The organism is Streptomyces sp. NPDC051214, assembly GCF_040682375.1.
Classification (GTDB): Bacteria; Actinomycetota; Actinomycetes; order Streptomycetales; family Streptomycetaceae; genus Streptomyces.
In genome coordinates this window covers 327,317-342,799 of the sequence record NZ_JBFBAT010000004.1, presented here as the reverse complement: position 1 = coordinate 342,799, position 15,483 = coordinate 327,317, and the positions used below count along the sequence as shown (strand labels likewise).

Below are 15,483 nucleotides of genomic sequence, written 5' to 3'. Positions count from 1 at the left end.
CCGACGCGAGAGACGAGTGATCCCATGACGCACACCCCCGCGACCTCCAGCCCCACCCGCACCCGCACTCGCGTCACCGCCGGCCCCGACTGGTACGCCTCCGCCGGGATATCGCTCGGCATCCGCGTGGGCGATCTCGTCTTCGCCTCGGGGCAGGCGCCGGTCGACGAGCGCGGCGTCACGGTCGGCGCCGGAGATTTCGAGGCCCAGGCCCGCAGGGCGCTGACCAATCTGGCCACCGTCCTCACGAACGCCGGTTCCGGTCTGGACAAGGCCGTGAAGATCACGGTCTTCGTCACCGACATCGCCCACCAGGACGCCTTCGCGGCTCTCCGTGCCCAGTTCTACGTCCCGCCGTTCCCGGCGGAGTCCTTCGTCCAGGTCGCCGCGCTCGCCGATCCGGAGTGGCTGATCGAGATCGAGGGCATCGGCGCCCTCACGTGACGAGAACGGTGGGCGCGGTATTTTGTACGGGTATTCCAAAACGCGTACTGTGGGGTCCATGGCCAGGCCACGAGAGTTCGACGAGGACCGCGTCATCACCGCGGCCATGGACACCTTCTGGCGCCACGGTTACGAGGGCACATCGACCCGCGCGCTCTGCGACAGCACCGGCCTCGGCCCCTCCAGCCTCTACAACACCTTCGGCGGCAAGCGTCAGCTCTATCTGCGCGCGCTGCGGCGCTACCACGAGACCAGCACCGCCGAGCAGGTCGCGATCCTGCGGGGCGAGGGCACGGCCAAGGAACGGCTGCGGGACATGATGGTCCACGCCCTGGACGCCGATCTCGACGAGGCGGACGGACGCGGCTGTTTCGCGATCAACGCGGCCGTCGAGATCGGCGGGCTCGACCCGGAGGTCAAGGACGCGGTGCGGCGCAATTTCGACCTGGTGGAGGAGGAGCTGCGTGCCCTCGTGGCGACCGGTCGGCGCACGGGCGAGCTCCGGTCGACGGCCGACGCGCGGACCGTCGCCCGCCGGGTGCAGAGCACGTACTACGGTCTGCGCGTCCTCGCCCGCGTCCAGGACGACCGGCAGGCGCTGCTCGACACGGTGGAGAGCGCGCTCGCCGACCTGTGAACACCGGGAAAGGGGTGCGCGGCGGCAAACCACCGCGCACCCCCTCAGGCCCCCTCAGGCCCCGTCAGGTCCCGTCAGATCCCGTAAGGCCCCGTCAGGTCCGGTGCCACGGCCCCGTGATGGCGAACGTCGTGCCAGGGGTGTAGCAGTTGACGTACATCGTGTCGTGGTCCGGCGAGAACGAGACGCCCGCGAACTCGCCCCACTCGGGCTCCTCGGGCGTGCCGATGTTCTGCCGGCCGCGGGCCATCGCGTAGACCTCGCCCCGGCGCGTCACGCCGTACACGTGCTGTGCGCCGCCGCCGTCCTCGGCCACCATCAGGCCGCCGCTGGGCGCGAGGCAGATGTTGTCGGGGGACTCGCCGGGGAGCTGGATGTCGGTGCTCGGGCCGAAGACGATCACCAGGGTGAGGCGGCGCTTCGACGGTTCGTAGCGCCAGATCTGCCCGAAGTGGTCGGCTGCCGAGCCTTCCGCGCTGTGCGCGAAGGACGACACGAAGTAGACGGAGCTGCCGCCCCAGTAGCAGCCCTCCAGCTTCTGCGCGTGCGTGATCCCCTTGGGGCCGAAGTCCTGGAGGCGGATGGGGGTCTGAACGGCGAGCGGGTCAGGTACGTCGACCCATTCGATGCCGTCGAAGGACGCGCCCGTCTCCTGGATCGCCGACAGATCGGGCACGCCGGGCACACGCATGGCCTGCAGCTTGCCGCCCGCGCGCAGCGAACCGCGGCCGCCCTCGGGCTTCTTGGGCAGGAAGCGGTAGAAGAGGCCGAAGGGCTTCTGGAAGGCGTCCTCGGTCTCGTAGACCACGCCCCGCCTCGGATCGACGGCGATCGCCTCGTGCTGGAAGCGGCCCATCGCGGTGAGCGGCACGGCTCCGGTGCGGTGCGGGTCGACGGGGTCGACCTCGAAGATGAAGCCGTGGTCCTTGGTGTAGCCGTTCGTGCCCGCCTTGTCCTCGGTCTCCTCGCAGGTGAGCCAGGTGCCCCAAGGGGTGCGTCCGCCCGCGCAGTTGACCGCGGTGCCGGCGATGGCGACGCGCTCGCTCAGGACGTTGTTGTGGCGGTCGAGCGCGAGCGCCGTACAGCCGCCCTTGCCCATCGGGTCGTAGGTGAGGCCCTTGACCGTGGGCACGGGGGTTCTTCCGTTGTGGCGGTTCTCGTGGTTGCGGACGAGATGCACGCCCCCGCGCTTGCCGCGGAACGCGTCCATGCCGTCGAAGTTGCTCGGCACCTTGCCCTCACCGGAGGGCAGATCGCCGCCCTCCCGCGAGAGGACCTTGTAGCGGAAACCTTTCGGCAGATCGAGCAGCCCCGCGGGGTCGGGCACCAGCGGCCCGTACCCCGCCTTGCCCTGCGCGGCGGCGCTCCCCGCGAAAAGTTCCGTGAGGGCGCCGGTGAAGGCGATTCCCGCACCCACCGCACCGGTACGGGCTAGCACCTGACGTCGTGTCGTGGACATAAAAGGTCGACCTCCTGCTGGCGGACAGGAACATGACCGGATGTGTGTACCACGCGCCTAGGCGTGCGGGAACCACGCGCGTAGCGGTGAGTCGCTACGGCTTTACGAGGCTCTTCGCGTCCCGCGCCAGCGCGGTGAGCCGGGAGATCGCCCGGAAGTACTTCTTCCGGTAGCCGCCGTTCAGCATCTCCTCGCTGAACAGCTGGTCGAAGGGCACCCCCGAGGCGAGCACCGGGACCTCGCGGTCGTACAGGCGATCGGCGAGCACGACCAGGCGCAGGGCGGTCGACTGGTCCGGCACGGGCGTCACATCGGTGAGGCAGACGGCCCGGAGGTCGTCGGTGAGCGCCCCGTACCGGCTGGGGTGGACGCGCGCGAGGTGGTCCAGCAGCTGCGGGAAGTCGTCGAGGCTCGCGCCCTCGGTGGCGTACGCGGCCTGGGTGACCTGCGCCTCCGAGTACGGAGCGGGAGCTTCCGGGAGGCCACGGTGGCGGTAGTCCTCGCCGTCGATGCGCAGCGACTTGAAGTGGGTGGCCAGGCCCTGGATCTCGCGCAGGAAGTCGGCGGACGCGAACCTTCCCTCGCCGAGCTTGCCCGGCAGCGTGTTCGAGGTGGCGGCGAGCGCCACGCCCTCGTCGACGAGCCGCGCGAGCAGCGAGGAGACCAGCACCGTGTCGCCCGGGTCGTCGAGCTCGAACTCGTCGATGCAGAGCAGCCGGTGGCCGCTGAGGGTGCGCACGGTCTGCTGGAAGCCGAGTGCGCCGACCAGGTTCGTCAGCTCGACGAAGGTGCCGAACGCCTTCTGCTCGGGCGCCGCGGGTGTGGCGTGCCAGAGGGAGGCCAGGAGGTGGGTCTTGCCCACTCCGTAGCCACCGTCCAGGTAGACGCCGCGGGGACCGGTGGGCGCCGCGGGCTTGGCGCGGCCGAACCAGCGCTTCTTGCCCGCGCCGGAGGCGTGCGCCCCGCCGAGCCCGGCCGCGAAGCCGCTCAGGACCCGCACGGCCTCGGTCTGGCTCGGCTGGTTCGGGTCCGGGATGTACGTATCGAAGCGGACGGAGTCGAAGCGCGGCGGCGGCACCATCTCGGCGACCAGGCGGTCGGCGGGGACATGGGGCTCGCGGGCGCACAGCGACAGGGGAGCCGCTTCGGCTATGGGGCTCTGCCCGGGGGCGGCGGTGGAGGACGACACGGTTCCTAACTCTAAGCGCCGTGCAAGACTGCTGGACATGCGACGCCTGTTCCCTGTGACCGACCAGACAGACGAAACATCAGTACGAGAGTGGGGGCTGGGGGAGCTGGCCGACGCGTACGCCTACCCCCCGGACGCGACCTCCTGGCTGCGCGCCAACATGGTGTCCACGCTGGACGGGGCGGCCCAGCACGACGGCCGCTCGCACCCCATCTCGAACGACACGGACATGCGGATCTTCGGCACCCTGCGTGCGGTCGCCGATGTCGTGGTCGTCGGTGCCGAAACGGTCCGCCAGGAGGGTTACCGCCCGGCACGCGCGCGTGAGGCCTTCGCGGAGCGCAGGGCGGCGGCCGGACAGTCGGTGGCGCCCGCGATCGCCGTCGTCAGCGCGAGCCTCGACCTGGATTTCAGCCTTCCGCTTTTCACCTCGCCGCTGGTGCCCACGCTCGTGGTGACCGGTGCCGCGGCGCCCGCCGACCGGGTCGCGGCGGCCGAGAAGGCGGGCGCCGTGGTGGTGGTCGCGGGGGAGGGCACCGCGGTCGAGCCGGAGCGGGTCGCGCCTGCCCTGGCCGGACGCGGCCTGACCCGGCTGCTCACGGAGGGCGGGCCCCGGCTGCTCGGCCAGTTCGTGGCGGCGGGAGCTCTGGACGAGCTCTGTCTGACGGTGTCCCCGATGCTCACCGCGGGGGACGCGCAGCGGATCGCCTGGGGGTCGGCGCTTGCGGTGCCGGATCGATTCGTACTGGCTTCCGTACTGGAGGAGGCCGGGTTCCTCTTCACCCGATACCGTCGAACCTGACAATCAGCGGAATCGGCCGTTCCGTTTCGCTTCCGTTGGGCACACTAAAAGTCGCAGACCCCGTGCGGCCACGGGGCAGGATGGTTTCCGCAGGGGCCCGCCGAGACAGACACTCGGCGGCCCACGGATGAGAAGGGCGCCTGTCGTGTTCACAAGCGTATTGATGATCGAGAAGGCCCTGACGTCCGCCGACGTGGAGTTCGTCACCACCTTGCACGGCGACGAGACGGTCAGCTTCCGCGTGCTGCTCCAGCCCCGCGGCGACCAGGCGGACCGCCTCCTTCGGGCCATCGACGACGTGGCCCTGGGGGAGCTCGACGAGGCGGCGAAGGAAGGCGAGGTACCCGAGGGGCAGGACGCCACGGCCCCCGCGCAGAAGGCCCTGGAGGTCTCGCTGACGGCGCTGCGGGCGGCGGGCTGCGAGGCAGTGGGACAGCTGATCGAGGACCACCCGCTCGACGCGCTCAAGCAGCTGGTCGACGAGTCGAACGCGGACGAGGTCATCGTCCTGACCGACCCGCACTACGTGGAGGAGTTCTTCCACCGGGACTGGGCCTCGCGGGCGCGGCACAAGGTGGGCGTACCGGTCCTGAAGCTGTTCTCGCACGCGAAGGACTGAGCCTGGCGGCGTCCGGCAGGGACAGGCGGGAGGGCAGGCGGGGCTCAGGTGTGCCCGGTGTCCGCCCGAGGCAATAGTCTGGGCCCTGCTCAGCTGCGCGTACCCTGCTCAGCCGCTCATCTGCCGTAACTCTTGGATCTTGGGGAGACACACGTATGGCACCCGGCCTGCCCACCGCCATGGACCGACCGCACTTCATCGGCATCGGCGGCGCCGGAATGTCGGGCATCGCCAAGATCCTGGCCCAGCGCGGGGCCAAGGTCGCCGGCAGCGACGCGCGGGATTCGGCCACGGCCGAGGCCCTGCGGACCCTGGGCGCCACGGTCCACATCGGCCACGACGCCGCGCACCTCGCGTCCGACGCCACCTGCGTCGTCGTCTCCTCCGCGATCCGCGCCGACAACCCCGAGCTGGCCCGCGCCACGGAGCTCGGCATCCCGGTCGTCCACCGCTCGGACGCGCTCGCCTCGCTCATGGAGGGCCTGCGCCCGATCGCGGTGGCCGGCACGCACGGCAAGACCACGACGACGTCGATGCTCGCCGTCACCCTCTCCACCCTGGGCCTCGACCCGTCGTACGCGATCGGCGGCGACCTGGACACGCCGGGCTCGAACGCGCTGCACGGCGACGGCGACATCTTCGTGGCCGAGGCGGACGAGAGCGACCGCAGCTTCCACAAGTACGCGCCCGAGGTCGCCATCGTCCTGAACGTGGAGCTCGACCACCACGCCAACTACGCCTCGATGGACGAGATCTACGAGTCCTTCGAGACCTTCGCGGGCAAGATCGTCCCCGGTGGCACGCTGGTGATCGCGGCGGACCAGTCGGGCGCCGCGGAGCTGACGAAGCGCGTGCGCGACGCGGGCGACCTGAAGGTGGTGACCTACGGCGAGTCCGAGGGCTCCGACCTGCGCATCCACAAGATCACCCCGCGCGGTCTGACCAGCGAGGTCACAGTCGTCCTGAACGGCAAGTTCCTGACCTTCACGGTCTCGGTCCCAGGCCGCCACTACGCCCACAACGCGGTGGCCGCCCTGGCCGCGGGCATCGCCTTCGGCATCCCCGCGCACAACCTCGCCTCGGCCATCGGCTCGTACACCGGCGTCAAGCGCCGTCTCCAGCTCAAGGGCGAGGCCGCCGGCGTCCAGGTCATCGACTCGTACGCGCACCACCCCACGGAGATGACCGCGGACCTGGAGGCCATGCGCTCCGCCGCGGGCGACTCGCGCATCCTCGTCCTCTTCCAGCCCCACCTCTTCTCCCGCACCCAGGAGCTCGGCAAGGAGATGGGCCAGGCCCTGGGCCTCGCGGACGCCTCCGTGGTCCTGGACATCTACCCCGCGCGCGAGGACCCGATCCCGGGCATCACCAGCGCCCTGATCATCGACGCGGCAATCGAGGCCGGCGCCGACGTACGGCCCGTACACGACAAGGCCGACGCCGCCGCGGTCATCGCGGGAATGACGAGGCCCGGCGATCTCGTTCTCACCATGGGAGCGGGCGACGTCACGGACCTCGGCCCGCAGATCTTGGCAGAGCTTTCGAAGTAAGGGGTTCAGTCTCATGTCGTACGACGTCGAGAAGCCGGACGAGCAGTGGCGCGCGGAGCTCAGCCCCTCGGAGTACGCGGTGCTGCGCCAGGCGGGCACCGAGCCCGCGTTCGTGGGTGAGTACACCGACACCAAGACCAAGGGTGTCTACTCCTGTCGCGCCTGCGGCGCGGAGCTGTTCACCTCGGAGGAGAAGTTCGAGTCGCACTGCGGCTGGCCGAGCTTCTTCGACCCCAAGGACACGGACGCGGTCGAACTCCTCCAGGACACCTCGCACGGCATGGTCCGCACGGAGGTCCGCTGCGCCCGCTGCGGCTCGCACCTCGGCCACGTCTTCGAGGGCGAGGGCTACGCGACGCCGACGGACCAGCGGTACTGCATCAACTCGATCTCCTTGACGCTGACGCCTGCGGAGGGCTGAGCGGCGGTTCACGTCATCGGGGCCCGGCAGCGGATGAACGCTGCCGGGCCCCGACGCGTGTGCGTCCACAACGTCTCAGAACGTCAGCTTCCAGCTGTTGATGTAGCCCGTGTCCTGTGCTGCCACGTCCTGTGCGCGCAGCTTCCAGGCGCCGTTGGCCGGTTCGCTCGACGCGTTGACCGTGTACGTCGCTATGACGTTGTCCGCCGAGTCGTTGCCGCTGGAGTTCTTCAGGCGGTACGCCGTGCCGTCGGGGGCGAGCAGGTCGAGGACCACGTCGCCGCGCCAGGTGTGCCGGATGTCGACGTCCACCTTGAGGGTGGCGGGGGCGTTGCCCGTGCGGCCGGTCACGTTCACCGTCGAGGTCACGGCCGCGCCGTTGTCCGGGATGGCGACGTCAGCGGTGTTCTCGTACGCGTCGCCGGGCGGGGTGGTGGTCCCGGTGCCGAGCGTCCAGATCGCGTGGGCGATGGCGTCGCTGTTGCGGTCGAGGGCGGTGTCGTTGATGTTTGACGTGGTGTCGCACGACGAGTGGTAGCAGCGGTCGAAGGCCTGGCCCGCCGTGCCGCCCCACTTCTGGGCCTGGGCGCTGGACTTCGTGCGGCTCGCGCCGGTGAAGAGGCCGCCGACCGGGATGCCCACGTTCTTGAAGCTGGCGTGGTCGGAGCGGCCGTCGCCCTCGGTCTCTATCTCCGTGGGGACGTTCAGGCCCGCGTAGAAGTCCTTGAAGGTCTTCTCGATCGTGGGGTCGTCGTCGTAGACGAAGTAGCCCGGGTTCGGGGAGCCGATCATGTCGAAGTTCAGGTAGCCGGAGACCTTCGAACGCTCCGTGCCGGGGAGGTTGTTGACGTAGTACTTGGAGCCGACCAGGCCCAGTTCCTCCGCGCCCCACCAGGCGAACCGCAGGTGCTTTGTCGGCTGCAGCTGCGCGCGTGAGACGGCCAGCGCGGTCTCCAGGACGCCTGCCGAGCCCGAGCCGTTGTCGTTGATGCCGGCGCCCGAGGAGACGCTGTCGAGGTGGGCGCCCGCCATCAGGACCTGGTTCGGGTCGCCGCCCGGCCAGTCCGCGATGAGGTTGTAGCCGGTGGCGCCGGAGGACGTGAACTGCTGCACGGTGGTGGTGAATCCGGCCGCGTCCAGCTTGGCCTTCGCGTAGTCGATGGAGGCCTTGTAGCCGGGGCGCCCGTGGGCGCGGTTGCCGCCGTTGGCCGTGGCGATCGACTGGAACTGGGAGAGGTGCGCCTTGACGTTGGCGAGCGGGATGTCGGGGGCCGCGAGCGTCGGGGAGGGCGCCGCGAGCGCCGTGGGCGCGGCCGTGGCGAGCAGTCCGGCGGCGGCGAGCGTGGCGATGCCCGCGGTGGCCCGTCTCAGGGTGCGGGGTATGGCGGGTCTGGAGATTCTCATGTGGGGCTCCGAATTCCGAACAGCGAGGGGGACGGAACGTACTGACGCCCTGCGACGCGGATGCCGCAGGGCGCTGGAGCTGTACTGAGCAGAGGTGCAGAGGTGGGGCGCGTGGTGCGTTGCCTGATGTTGAAGGTGGGACGGGGCGGCGTCAAGAGGGGAAACCGGTCATATGCCGGTCAGCCAGTTTCGGATATCGGACACCGTGCGGGCCCTCCGTGGCGGGCTTGCCCGCTCAGTCCTCTTCCGGTGTCTCCGGACGCAGCAGCGGGTGCTTCACGCCCGGGAACACGCGGGCCTTGATCACCGGCTCGGCGTCCGCGCCCTGGATCACCGTCTCGGCGATGCCCCAGGGGCGGCCCGGCAGGGTGACGAGGATGGTGTACGAGGACGCGCAGCCCATGCAGTCGTAGCGGTCCGCCCAGGTCTCGACCTCGGTGCGGCTGCCGGGGTAGCGGGCCACGTGGCGGTGGCGGGCGTGGCAGCGGTCGCACTTCTCGCCCGGCTCGCAGGTGCCGCCGCAGGGGCACGGCACGTCCAGGGTCTCGGCGGGCTGCCAGCGCTGCGTGACGACGGCCTCGCGGGTGGCGCCCATGTCCTTCATGGCCTTGAGGTTGCGGGCGGCGACGTTGTACGACTCGCCGGTCGACGTCATCCGGTTCCGGATCACGTCCTTGCGTCCGCGGTTCGTCGTCATGCTGGGCCTCCTGGGGTTCACGCAGCCCACCAGGAGGCCCATGAGATCGGTCCTCCTACGGTACCTGCCGCCGGGCACCGCCCTGGAACGCCTACTCGATGACGAGCTCGACCTCGATGTTGCCGCGGGTGGCCTTGGAGTACGGGCAGTACGCGTGCGTGGCCTCGACCAGCTGCTGCCCGGTCTCGCCCGCCAGGGAGTCCGGCAGCTCGACGCGCATCACGACCGCGAGCCCGAAGCCCGCGTCGTCCTTGCCGATGGAGACCTCGGCGGTCACCGAGACGTCCTTCGTGTCGACCTTCATCTCCCGGGCGACCGCACCCATCGCGCTGGCGAAACAGGCCGCGTACCCGGCGGCGAAGAGCTGCTCGGGGTTGGTGCCCTGTCCGTTGCCGCCGAGGGCCGGGGGCATGGCGAGTGCGAGGTCGATCTGGCCGTCGGAGCTGACGGCGCGGCCCTCGCGGCCATTCGCGGTGGCGACGGCGGTGTACAGCGCGTTCATGGGGTGCCTCTTCCATCGGGTCGGCTTGTTTGCTCTGCCGTAATGGTTGCACACGATTTAGTTGCGCACAACTGAATCGTGTGTGCGGAGGTATCCTGGAGCCATGACCTCATCGCCGACCGCTGCCGCACCGACCCCGCCCGGACGCGAGCTGCCCGATGTACCCGACGGCGCCGAGCTCCTCCGCCTCGATCACCAGGTCTGCTTCTCGCTGCACGCCGCATCGCGCGCCTTCGGCGGCGTCTACCGCGACGCCCTCAAGGACCTGGGCCTCACGTATCCCCAGTACCTGGTCATGCTGGTGATCTGGGAACACGGCCCCCAGCCCGTCAAGGCCATCGGCGAGCGGCTGCGCCTCGACTCCGGCACGCTCTCGCCGCTCCTCAAGCGCCTGGAGACCGCGGGGCTCGTACGGCGTGAGCGCAGCGCCGCCGATGAGCGCTCCGTCACCGTCCAGCTGACCGACGCGGGAGCGGAGCTGCGGGAGCAGGCTGTGTGCGTCCCGCGCCGGATCATGGAGGCAAGCGGCCTGACGGTCGACGAGGCCCGCGCCCTGCAAGGACTCCTCGGCCGCCTCACCGGCGCGCTCGACCGGGCGGCACGCTGACACCGCCGAGGTGTCAGCGCTCCAGTTCCCGCACGTACTTCCCGAACTTCTCCAGGCCGTCGATGTTGCGTGGCCCGCTGATGCCCTCGTTGTAGTCGAGGACGAAGAAGTTGTTCTTCTTCACGGCGGGCAGTTCCTTGGTGTGCGGGGACTTCTTCAGGAAGTCGATCTTCTTCTTGGCGGGCATGTCGCCGTAGTCGAAGATGATGACGACCTCGGGCTCGGCCTTGGCGACGGCCTCCCAGTTCACCTGCGTCCAGCGCTCGTCGAGCCCGTCGAAGATGTTCCTGGCGCCGGCCGACTTGATGATGTCGTTGGGCGGGACCTGGCTGCCCGCGGTGAAGGGCTGGTCCGTGCCGGAGTCGTAGAGGAAGACCGGGACGCGTTCGCCCTTGGGGGCCTTGGACTCGACCGCTGCCACGCGCTTCTTGAGGCCGCCCACGACCTCGTCCGCCTTCTTCTCGGCCTTGAAGATCTTGCCAAGCCGTTCCAGGTCCGAGTACAGGGCCTTGAACGGGGTCACTTTCTCCGGGTACTCGGGGTAGTTGAAGCAGCTCTCGGTGTGCATGAAGCTCTGGATGCCGAGCTTGTCCAGGATCTTCGGCGTGATGCCGCGCTGGTCGCTGAAGCCCGAGTTCCAGCCCGCGACGACGAAGTCCGACTTGGCCTCCACGACGAGCTCCTTGTTGAGCAGGTCGTCGCTGAGCATCTTCACCTTGGCGTACTCCGACGCCCAAGGGGACTCGCTCACCGGCGGGTTGGCCGGCGGCATGACGTAGCCGTGGACGTGCTTCGTCAGGCCGAGGCTGAACATCTTGTCGGCGCTGCCGCCTTCGTAGACCACCGCACGCCGCGGAGTCTTGTACGTGACCGGCTCACCGCACCGCTTGACGGTGACCTTCTCGGTCTCACCCGCGGCCTTGGAGTCCGAGTCGACCTCCGCGCCGCAGGCGCCGAGCAGCAGGGACGCCGCGAGCGCCGATCCGATGGTGGTACGTGTTCTGGGCATGGTCTGGCGGTGCCTTTCAAAGGGGAGTGGACGGGCTCAGTGCGTAGAGAAGTTGTGGGTCGCCGGTCAGGGGGTGGCTGATCACGCTGGCCTTCACGCCGAACACCTCATCGACGAGGCCCGTGGTGAGCACCTCCTCCGGCGTTCCGGCGGCCACCAGCGCACCCTGGGACAGCACACCGATGCGGTCGCACGCGGCCGCCGCGAGGTTGAGGTCGTGCAGGACCACGAGGACGGTCAGGCCCGAGCCCTTGAGGAGCGAGAGGAGCTCGATCTGGTGGCGTACGTCGAGGTGGTTGGTCGGCTCGTCGAGGACCAGGATGCGCGGCTCCTGCACCAACGCCCGTGCCAGCAGAACGCGTTGACGCTCACCGCCCGACAGGGTCAGTACGCCGCGGTCGGCGAGGCGGGTGAGGTCGAGGCGGGCCATCGTCCGTGCGCACAGCTCGCGTTCGCGCTCGCCGAGTGCCTGGTTGCCGCGCAGATGGGGCGCGCGGCCCAGGGCGACGACCTCCTCCACCGTGAAGTCCAGGTCCACCGCGCCGTCCTGGGCCATGGCGGCGACGACCCGCGCGCTCCGGCGCGGCGAGAGGCGGGAGAGGTCGTCCTCGCCCACCCGGACCACGCCGGAACTCGGACGCAGGGCGCGGTAGACGCACTTGAGCGCGGTGGACTTGCCGCTGCCGTTCGGGCCGACCAGGCCCACGATCTGACCGCTGCCCACCTCCAGGGACAGGTCCCGGACGAGCAGCTTGCCGTCGATCGTCACGGACAGTCCGTCGAGTACGAGGTTCATCTCAACGGCCCCCGAACATATAGCCCTTGCGTCGCATCAGCGCGACGAACACCGGCACTCCGACCAGCGCCGTGATGACCCCGAGCGGCAGCTCGCGCGGCGCCACCAGGGTGCGTGACACCAGGTCGACCCAGACCATGAACACCGCCCCGACCAGCGGTGCGACGGCGAGCACCCGCGCGTGGGTGGCGCCGACGACCATGCGTACGAGATGGGGCATCACCAGGCCGACGAAACTGATCGCGCCACTGACGGCGACCATCACCCCGGTGATCAGCGAGGCGAGCAGGAGCAGGCCCTTGCGGTGCCGGTCAGGGCTGACGCCCAGGCTCGTCGCGGTCTCGTCGCCGAGCGCCAGGACGTCAAGGGCCCTGCTGAAGCGGTGGAGCACGGCGAGACCGACCAGCACGCAGGCGGCCACGACGGGCAGGGTCCCCCAGCTCGCGGCGCCGAAGCTGCCCATCGTCCAGTAGAGGACCATGCTGGTCGCCTCGCTGTCCGGCGCGAAGTAGATGATCACGCTCATCACGGCCTGGAAGCCGAGCGCCATGGCCACGCCGGTCAGGACGAGCCGCAGCGGCGAGAGCCCGCCACCGCGACTCGCCGAGGCGACGTACACGAGGAGGGAGGCGACGAGCGCCCCGATGAAGGCTCCCGCCGACACCGCGTAGATGCCGAGGGCCGCGAGCCCGCCGGTGACCGTGACGGCGACCGCGCCGACCGAGGCGCCCGAGGAGACGCCCAGGACGAACGGATCGGCGAGCGCGTTGCGCACGAGCGCCTGGATGGCGACGCCGACCGCGCTGAGCCCGGCACCCACAAGTGCCGCCAGGAGTACGCGAGGTGTGCGGATCTGCCAGATGATCTGATACGTCGTCACCTCGCCCGCGTCGATGCTTCCGCCGCTCAGCGCCGCCCACAGCAGCCGGGCGGTGTCACCCGGCGAGACGACGGCGGAGCCGAGACCGATGGCCACGACGACGGAGACGAGAAGGGTGAGGAGCAGCACGGCGCAGGCTGCCGCCAGGCCCGTACGGGAGGCGAGCCGGTTCCGCGCACCTTTCGCCGGGGGATCCGGAGGGGGCGCGTCGGTCACCGCGGCAGAGGCTGCCGCGGCGGTGCCTGCCGTAGCGGTGCCTGCCGTGGAGGAGAGCGCGGGCGGGGGCATGGCGGTCGGGCCTTTCTGGTGGGTGGGAGGGCGCCGGGCGCCGGAGCAGTGGTGGGTGGAGAGGAGCTGGCCTTGCGCTAGGGGGCGGGCTCCTCCGCCACCGGCCCGGCCCTCAGTACGAGCCCCGCGGCCACCAGCGCCACGACCACCAGCGCGCCGAAGGCCAAGGCGATCCCCGGATATCCGGCGAGCCCGAGGCCGAGCCCGCCGAGCCCGGCGCCCACGAAGACGCCGAGGCTCATGCCCGCGGCGTTCACGCTCAGGGCCGCGCCGCGTTGCGTGCCGCAGCGGCGGACGAGGAGGCTGACCACGCAGGCGGCGACGACGGCGTGGCTGGCGGCGTGCAGGGACGTCATGGCGAGGGCGAGCGGCAGCCAGTGCGTGAAGTAGAAGCCCACGACCGAGACGAGCGCGGCGACCAGGCCGATGGCCAGCATCCGCTCGGTGCCGATCCGCAGCTCCTCGGAGTTCGTGATCCGCCCCGTGAGGAGGTTGCTGACGAAGAACGACGCGCCGCTGAGCGTCCACACGAACGCGAAGAGCGCGGGGTCGAGCTGGAACCGGTCGTCGTAGTAGGCCGCCAGGTAGGACAGGTAGCCCATGAAGACGGCGGTGCGCAGCAGGGCGATCAGCAGCAGAGGTACGACGCCGGGGATGGCCCCGAGCGCCTTGAACGAGGCGACGTAGCCCAGGCGTTGCGTCGCGTCCTTCTCCGCCACCGGCTTGTTCTTGCCCCGCACGAAGAAGACCGCGGCGAGCAGCAGCGACACCCCTGTCACCGCGAACAGATCGCCCTGCCAGCCCCAGAACAGCGCGGGCAGCGCGATGACCGGAGCCGCCAGCATCGCGGTCATCGACTGGGTCGCCGTCACGAGCGTCGCGGCGCGTCCGGCCGCCTTCCCGGAACCGAAGCGGTCGGCGGCGGCCGCCGTGAGCGCCGGGTTCAGCACCGACGTACTGGCGCCGACAAGCAGGCAGAACACGGCGAGCAGGATGAAGTCCCCGCTCGCGCCGAGGGCGGCGGAGACACCGAGCGCGGCGAGGCCGCCCGCCGCCGCCCACTCCTTGCGCACCCGGTCGATGAGCGGGGCGAGCGCGGTGCCCACCAACAGGGCCGCGAGGCCGCCGAGTCCGCGCAGCCCGCCCAGCGTGGCGACACTGCTGTCGGCGTCCTCGGCCATCGGCACCAGATACGTGCTGAAGACGGTGAACGGCAGCAGGCCGACCGCGGACGCGACCAGGACGGGCCACAGGGTGCGGGCCATCCGCAGGTCGCCGGGCAGGGCCTCATCGGCGGCAGCGGGGGACCTGGAGTCGACGCTCACGCCGCCTCCTTGTAGCGGTAGAGCGGCGTCTCGTCGGCGCTGAACTGCGAGAACGCGAAGGGCTCAGCGGAGAGCCCGGTGACCCCGGCGGGCAGGAACGCGCGGGCCACGGCGCTGCCGCTCTGCGCGTACACCACCAGCGGCACCCCGTGCTCGCGGCAGTGCGCGAGGATCAGGTCGAAGGTGCCGTTGCTCAGCGTCATGCCGGTGGCGACCACGGCGTCGGCCTCCTTGAGCACCTCCGTCATGTCGTCGGTGATCCGGTCGCCCCACTGGGTCGTACGGAGGTTGAGATCGCAGGGCAGGCAGACGCCGCCCCGCTCACGTATCGCCGCGACCAGCGGATTGACCACGCCGATGAGCGCCACCTTCGCGCCCGGTTCGATGTCGAGGAGCCCGGCGATGGCCGCGTCGCGGGCCTTCGCGCGGACCTCCGGGGTGCCGGTGGGCAGCATGACCCGCTCGGCGTCGGCGGCGTCCCGGTGCGGGCCGACCTGTGCGAGATAGGCGTCGAGCGCGGCGATGCGGACGGGCGTGGACTCGGCGCGCAGCAGCTTGTCGAGGCTGTGGCCCGAGGCGTTCTCGCAGAAGTCCGGGGCGAGTTCACCGGCCTCGAAGGAGCAGGCGCCGAACGCCGTGCCGACCCGGAGCAGCAAGTAGTGGTTGTGGTACGTCACTTCGCTGCCCGCGAGGCGGGTGGTGTTGTAGAGCCAGAATGCGCTGGTGACGGAGAGGTCCTTGGGGTGGGGGCCGTACGCGCCCGCCAGGACGGCGTCGATGAGCTCCGCGACGTTGAGCGGGGTGCGCGGATCGGGGTGTGGCATGGGGAATTTCCTCATAGGTGGTGGTGGGCG

The 15,483-nt window shown here is 70.4% G+C and carries 17 protein-coding genes; 7 read left to right on the top strand and 10 right to left on the bottom strand.

Annotation, left to right across the window (positions count from 1 at the left end):
- Positions 1-24 precede the first annotated feature (24 nt).
- Both AB0M70_RS12765 and AB0M70_RS12760 read left to right on the top strand, forming a co-directional pair.
- Complete coding sequence (locus AB0M70_RS12765; RefSeq protein ID WP_365819371.1) at positions 25-444, top strand: RidA family protein; 420 nt, start codon at positions 25-27, stop codon at positions 442-444.
- A gap of 58 nt (positions 445-502) precedes the next feature.
- On the top strand, positions 503-1,081 hold the full coding sequence (locus AB0M70_RS12760) for a TetR/AcrR family transcriptional regulator (protein WP_365819369.1): 579 nt from the start codon (positions 503-505) through the stop codon (positions 1,079-1,081).
- Positions 1,082-1,175: 94 nt separating this feature from the next.
- Here the strand turns inward: AB0M70_RS12760 and AB0M70_RS12755 are convergent, their stop codons facing one another.
- Both AB0M70_RS12755 and zapE read right to left on the bottom strand, forming a co-directional pair.
- Positions 1,176-2,540, bottom strand: a complete 1,365-nt coding sequence (locus AB0M70_RS12755) for an alkaline phosphatase PhoX (protein WP_365819367.1) — start codon at positions 2,538-2,540, stop codon at positions 1,176-1,178.
- Between the two features lie 94 nt (positions 2,541-2,634).
- Positions 2,635-3,729 (bottom strand): cell division protein ZapE, encoded by a 1,095-nt coding sequence (zapE, locus tag AB0M70_RS12750; protein WP_365819365.1) that lies wholly within the window; start codon positions 3,727-3,729, stop codon positions 2,635-2,637.
- Positions 3,730-3,766: 37 nt separating this feature from the next.
- Between zapE and AB0M70_RS12745 the strand changes: the two genes are divergently transcribed.
- The 4 genes from AB0M70_RS12745 to msrB all read left to right on the top strand — a co-directional run bounded on the left by AB0M70_RS12745 (position 3,767) and on the right by msrB (position 7,121).
- The gene (locus AB0M70_RS12745) at positions 3,767-4,531 is read left to right on the top strand and encodes a pyrimidine reductase family protein (RefSeq protein ID WP_365819363.1); all 765 of its coding nucleotides are present in this window, start codon (positions 3,767-3,769) and stop codon (positions 4,529-4,531) included.
- Positions 4,532-4,676: 145 nt separating this feature from the next.
- The gene (locus AB0M70_RS12740) at positions 4,677-5,150 is read left to right on the top strand and encodes an indole-3-glycerol phosphate synthase (RefSeq protein ID WP_365819361.1); all 474 of its coding nucleotides are present in this window, start codon (positions 4,677-4,679) and stop codon (positions 5,148-5,150) included.
- 155 nt (positions 5,151-5,305) lie between these two features.
- On the top strand, positions 5,306-6,700 hold the full coding sequence (murC, locus tag AB0M70_RS12735; protein ID WP_365819359.1) for a UDP-N-acetylmuramate--L-alanine ligase: 1,395 nt from the start codon (positions 5,306-5,308) through the stop codon (positions 6,698-6,700).
- 13 nt (positions 6,701-6,713) lie between these two features.
- On the top strand, positions 6,714-7,121 hold the full coding sequence (msrB, locus tag AB0M70_RS12730; protein ID WP_365819356.1) for a peptide-methionine (R)-S-oxide reductase MsrB: 408 nt from the start codon (positions 6,714-6,716) through the stop codon (positions 7,119-7,121).
- Between the two features lie 75 nt (positions 7,122-7,196).
- On the opposite strand, the gene AB0M70_RS12725 is transcribed toward msrB, so the two are convergent.
- The 3 genes from AB0M70_RS12725 to AB0M70_RS12715 form a co-directional block, all read right to left on the bottom strand.
- Positions 7,197-8,525 (bottom strand): M28 family metallopeptidase, encoded by a 1,329-nt coding sequence (locus AB0M70_RS12725; RefSeq protein WP_365819354.1) that lies wholly within the window; start codon positions 8,523-8,525, stop codon positions 7,197-7,199.
- Positions 8,526-8,760: 235 nt separating this feature from the next.
- Complete coding sequence (locus AB0M70_RS12720; protein WP_365819352.1) at positions 8,761-9,222, bottom strand: hypothetical protein; 462 nt, start codon at positions 9,220-9,222, stop codon at positions 8,761-8,763.
- 91 nt (positions 9,223-9,313) lie between these two features.
- Positions 9,314-9,724: an organic hydroperoxide resistance protein gene (locus AB0M70_RS12715; protein ID WP_361054176.1), complete on the bottom strand. Its 411-nt coding sequence runs from the start codon at positions 9,722-9,724 to the stop codon at positions 9,314-9,316.
- A 103-nt stretch (positions 9,725-9,827) separates the two neighbouring features.
- On the opposite strand from AB0M70_RS12715, the gene AB0M70_RS12710 reads away from it, so the two are divergent.
- A complete protein-coding gene (locus tag AB0M70_RS12710) occupies positions 9,828-10,331 on the top strand; it encodes a MarR family transcriptional regulator (protein ID WP_365819350.1) in 504 nt (167 codons plus the stop codon).
- 13 nt (positions 10,332-10,344) lie between these two features.
- On the opposite strand, the gene AB0M70_RS12705 is transcribed toward AB0M70_RS12710, so the two are convergent.
- The 5 genes from AB0M70_RS12705 to AB0M70_RS12685 form a co-directional block, all read right to left on the bottom strand.
- The gene (locus AB0M70_RS12705; protein WP_365819348.1) at positions 10,345-11,340 is read right to left on the bottom strand and encodes an ABC transporter substrate-binding protein; all 996 of its coding nucleotides are present in this window, start codon (positions 11,338-11,340) and stop codon (positions 10,345-10,347) included.
- Between the two features lie 16 nt (positions 11,341-11,356).
- Positions 11,357-12,136: an ABC transporter ATP-binding protein gene (locus tag AB0M70_RS12700; RefSeq protein WP_365819345.1), complete on the bottom strand. Its 780-nt coding sequence runs from the start codon at positions 12,134-12,136 to the stop codon at positions 11,357-11,359.
- A gap of 1 nt (position 12,137) precedes the next feature.
- Positions 12,138-13,304 carry an iron ABC transporter permease gene (locus tag AB0M70_RS12695; protein ID WP_365819343.1) on the bottom strand — a complete coding sequence of 389 codons (1,167 nt, stop codon included), beginning with the start codon at positions 13,302-13,304 and terminating at the stop codon, positions 12,138-12,140.
- Positions 13,305-13,381: 77 nt separating this feature from the next.
- Positions 13,382-14,629: an MFS transporter gene (locus tag AB0M70_RS12690; RefSeq protein ID WP_365819341.1), complete on the bottom strand. Its 1,248-nt coding sequence runs from the start codon at positions 14,627-14,629 to the stop codon at positions 13,382-13,384.
- Complete coding sequence (locus AB0M70_RS12685; RefSeq protein WP_365819339.1) at positions 14,626-15,453, bottom strand: DUF364 domain-containing protein; 828 nt, start codon at positions 15,451-15,453, stop codon at positions 14,626-14,628. The genes AB0M70_RS12690 and AB0M70_RS12685 overlap by 4 nt, the downstream gene beginning before the upstream one ends.
- Between the last annotated feature and the right edge of the window lie 30 nt (positions 15,454-15,483).

What these genes read in the sequence shown, in the direction of transcription:
- AB0M70_RS12745 (WP_365819363.1), top strand. Translation starts at nt 3,767, where the DNA reads ATGCGACGCCTGTTCCCTGTGACCGACCAGACAGACGAAACATCAGTA.
- AB0M70_RS12715 (WP_361054176.1), bottom strand. Translation starts at nt 9,724, where the DNA reads ATGAACGCGCTGTACACCGCCGTCGCCACCGCGAATGGCCGCGAGGGC.
- AB0M70_RS12710 (WP_365819350.1), top strand. Translation starts at nt 9,828, where the DNA reads ATGACCTCATCGCCGACCGCTGCCGCACCGACCCCGCCCGGACGCGAG.
- AB0M70_RS12695 (WP_365819343.1), bottom strand. Translation starts at nt 13,304, where the DNA reads ATGCCCCCGCCCGCGCTCTCCTCCACGGCAGGCACCGCTACGGCAGGC.
- AB0M70_RS12685 (WP_365819339.1), bottom strand. Translation starts at nt 15,453, where the DNA reads ATGCCACACCCCGATCCGCGCACCCCGCTCAACGTCGCGGAGCTCATC.
- AB0M70_RS12755 (WP_365819367.1), bottom strand. Translation starts at nt 2,540, where the DNA reads ATGTCCACGACACGACGTCAGGTGCTAGCCCGTACCGGTGCGGTGGGT.
- murC (WP_365819359.1), top strand. Translation starts at nt 5,306, where the DNA reads ATGGCACCCGGCCTGCCCACCGCCATGGACCGACCGCACTTCATCGGC.
- AB0M70_RS12765 (WP_365819371.1), top strand. Translation starts at nt 25, where the DNA reads ATGACGCACACCCCCGCGACCTCCAGCCCCACCCGCACCCGCACTCGC.
- AB0M70_RS12700 (WP_365819345.1), bottom strand. Translation starts at nt 12,136, where the DNA reads ATGAACCTCGTACTCGACGGACTGTCCGTGACGATCGACGGCAAGCTG.
- AB0M70_RS12760 (WP_365819369.1), top strand. Translation starts at nt 503, where the DNA reads ATGGCCAGGCCACGAGAGTTCGACGAGGACCGCGTCATCACCGCGGCC.
- AB0M70_RS12720 (WP_365819352.1), bottom strand. Translation starts at nt 9,222, where the DNA reads ATGACGACGAACCGCGGACGCAAGGACGTGATCCGGAACCGGATGACG.
- AB0M70_RS12725 (WP_365819354.1), bottom strand. Translation starts at nt 8,525, where the DNA reads ATGAGAATCTCCAGACCCGCCATACCCCGCACCCTGAGACGGGCCACC.
- msrB (WP_365819356.1), top strand. Translation starts at nt 6,714, where the DNA reads ATGTCGTACGACGTCGAGAAGCCGGACGAGCAGTGGCGCGCGGAGCTC.
- AB0M70_RS12705 (WP_365819348.1), bottom strand. Translation starts at nt 11,340, where the DNA reads ATGCCCAGAACACGTACCACCATCGGATCGGCGCTCGCGGCGTCCCTG.